The organism is Streptomyces sp. NPDC127084 (assembly GCF_042724175.1).
Classification (GTDB): domain Bacteria; phylum Actinomycetota; class Actinomycetes; order Streptomycetales; family Streptomycetaceae; genus Streptomyces.
In genome coordinates this window covers 1-2,433 of the sequence record NZ_JBHXFA010000325.1, presented here as the reverse complement: position 1 = coordinate 2,433, position 2,433 = coordinate 1, and the positions used below count along the sequence as shown (strand labels likewise).

The 2,433-nt window shown below is 70.7% G+C and carries 3 protein-coding genes; 2 read left to right on the top strand and 1 reads right to left on the bottom strand.

The features are described 5' to 3' along the window. Positions 1 to 90: 90 nt before the first annotated feature. On the top strand, positions 91 to 264 hold the full coding sequence (locus ACFWI9_RS33855; RefSeq protein WP_387169037.1) for a DUF6233 domain-containing protein: 174 nt from the start codon (positions 91 to 93) through the stop codon (positions 262 to 264). On the opposite strand, the gene ACFWI9_RS33850 is transcribed toward ACFWI9_RS33855, so the two are convergent. Then, positions 236 to 907, bottom strand: a complete 672-nt coding sequence (locus tag ACFWI9_RS33850; RefSeq protein ID WP_387169034.1) for an endonuclease domain-containing protein — start codon at positions 905 to 907, stop codon at positions 236 to 238. The two genes, ACFWI9_RS33855 and ACFWI9_RS33850, sit on opposite strands and share 29 nt — an antisense overlap. A gap of 1,007 nt (positions 908 to 1,914) precedes the next feature. Between ACFWI9_RS33850 and ACFWI9_RS33845 the strand changes: the two genes are divergently transcribed. After that, positions 1,915 to 2,385 (top strand): helicase associated domain-containing protein, encoded by a 471-nt coding sequence (locus ACFWI9_RS33845; protein WP_387169031.1) that lies wholly within the window; start codon positions 1,915 to 1,917, stop codon positions 2,383 to 2,385. The last annotated feature ends 48 nt before the right edge of the window (positions 2,386 to 2,433 follow it).

Sequence of the window (2,433 nt, the reverse complement as noted above, 5' to 3'; positions counted from 1 at the left end):
GATGCGCCTGAGGGATTTCGGCGGCAGTGGCGTGCTGATCGGGCGCTGAGGCCGGCGATGCGCTCGCCTGGCCGGCCTGATCCGTCGCGGGTGGTCCCTGGGCACCCAGGCGCCACCCTCATCCACGTCATCGGTTGCACACCCAGCGACGAGATCCTCGACCAGGAACAGGCACTCGCCGCGCTCAGCCAGCCCCGTGCAGCGGCCTGCACAAAATGCGACGCCGCCCGATCCCTCACCTCAGGGCCGCCGTCCGCATCCTGATGGTGTCGTCTCCCGCCGATTGCTCAGAACAGCGCCAAGTCCTCACCGCTGGTGTCCGCGATGACGGGCCGTGGCCGGGCGGGCAGGCCATCCAGGCGGTCGGGTCCGGCCGCGGCGGCAACAGCGGGGGAGCCTCGGCCAGCCAAGCACCAAACCGCTCGACGGCTTCGCGGTAGGGGATTCGCGCGAGGACACGGTGCTCGCCGGAGGGGCAGAAGTCGACGGCGACTGCGAGCAGGCAGGAACGCGGCGCGTTCTGGTTGCCCGTCCAGGACACGCGCAGCACCCCGCAGGGTTTGCGCGCGCGGGAGCCGCGGGCGTCGCGGTGGGTCGGGCGCAGCGATCGGCAGGCTATGTGGGCGGTCCAGGCGGCGAGGTGCGGCAAGGGGAGGGTGGTCCGGGCGCGGCAGCCGGGACAGCGGTGCCAGTGGCGGAGCCAGTCGGCCGCGTGGGCGTCGAAGAAGCGTCTGTAGTGGTCGGCCACGCGGATGTCATTGCTGTACAGGTGGTCGGGTCGTTCCTGTGTGTTGCAGGAGTAGCAGACGGGGGCGCGAACGTAACCGTGTTCGTGGCAGTGGTCGAGTACAGCGGCGGGTGCGGTGCGGCAGACCGCGCACGCCCACCCAGCCACCTTGCGGGACATGCCCGGTTTCCTGCTGAGTACCGAGTACAGGTGGCCCTGCAGCTCTCCGGCGTATGGGACCAGCGGGGCCGCTGGTCCCTCAAGGCTCGTCATCTCCCGGCGACCGGCGGTAAGTCGGACCTGCCCGTGGCAGGAGGAAGGCTCGGGGACGGCTGCGCTTTCCGGGCGGGACCGCCCGGCTTGCAACCACTGCGTTTCGGCGTGCTCGGCAGCATCCAGAAGCCTGACCACGGCGCGTGGCAGCCACCACGTCCGCACCGTCCGGTCGCGGGCTCGCTCCACAAGGATCCGCCGCCAATCGATCCCCGCCAGATGACGCAACCGACCACCTTCACCCCGTGCTGCCTGCCCGGGGTCGACCGGCTCCTGCAAGTACCCAGCAATGCGCTGGCGCCATCGCAGCAGCGCTGCCTCGTTCTGCTCCTGCTGCAGCGCGCTACGGAACGGACCAATGCGGACCAGATCCTGACGGTCCATCTCCAGCGCGTTCAGTTCCGCCGCCGCCCGACGCACCTCAACCTCCGAAACACTCCACCGGCCGCCGCTTGCCTGCACCGTCGCCACCACACGGCCGCCCAGCAGGACGTACCCCAACCGGGCATCGGCAGGAGAGCACGTGAGCGCCGCAGACACCGTCGGCACCGCGCTGCCGGCCGTCAAGCCCGCCCACAAAGCATCCGCAGCACCCAAAGGGATCAGAACATCGCTGCGCCCCGGGATGACACGCTCTGACATACCGACAGGCTAACGACCTGCACCAGCAAACCGACAGCCGGTGATCGAAACCCCGCTGGAGCACAACGGCCACGTACCCGGCAGGCACGATCAGGAGAGGCAGCCTGGCCGCTCCGGTCACCGCCACCGCGCTGGACAAGCCGGTCGGCCAGTGGCTGGCGAACTGCCGCAAGGACGGCGGCCTGGGCGCGGTTGAGGAGCGGGCACGGCGGCGTGCTGCGGAGCTCGCCGCGATCGATCCGGACTGGAACGTCCGCGAGCTCGGGTGGACCGTGGACTGGCAGCGCAGCTACGCGGCGGTGGGCCGGCTGCTGGCGCTGGGCGCCGAGGTCGCCGAGATCACCCCAGGGGTGACCGCGGCCGGGGTGGATGTCGGCCGGTGGCTTCAGCGGCAGCGACAGCACGTCGTATGGAAAGGCCTCGCCCCCGGGCAGCGCGAGCGGCTCACGAACCTGGGGGTCACGCCCCTGCTCCCGGAGCCGGAAGCACCCAAGAGGCCGTCTCAGGCACGCTCTGCGGCATTCGAACGAGGATGCGCAGCCCTCGCGCAGTACCGCGACCGAACCGGCACCGTAGGACCCGTCAGCCGGTCCTGGGTCGAGACCCTGGACGACGGCACACAGGTCCGGCTCGGGGTGTTTCTGGCGAACAGCAAGACCAGGCGCGCCAAGCTCAGCACGGCCCAGCTGGAGCGGCTGGCCGGACTCGGACTGGAATGGGCAGCGGGGCAGGCGACGGCGTAGCCGCGGAGCATGGTGTGGCTGGCGTGGAAACGGTCGACGGCGGGTGCC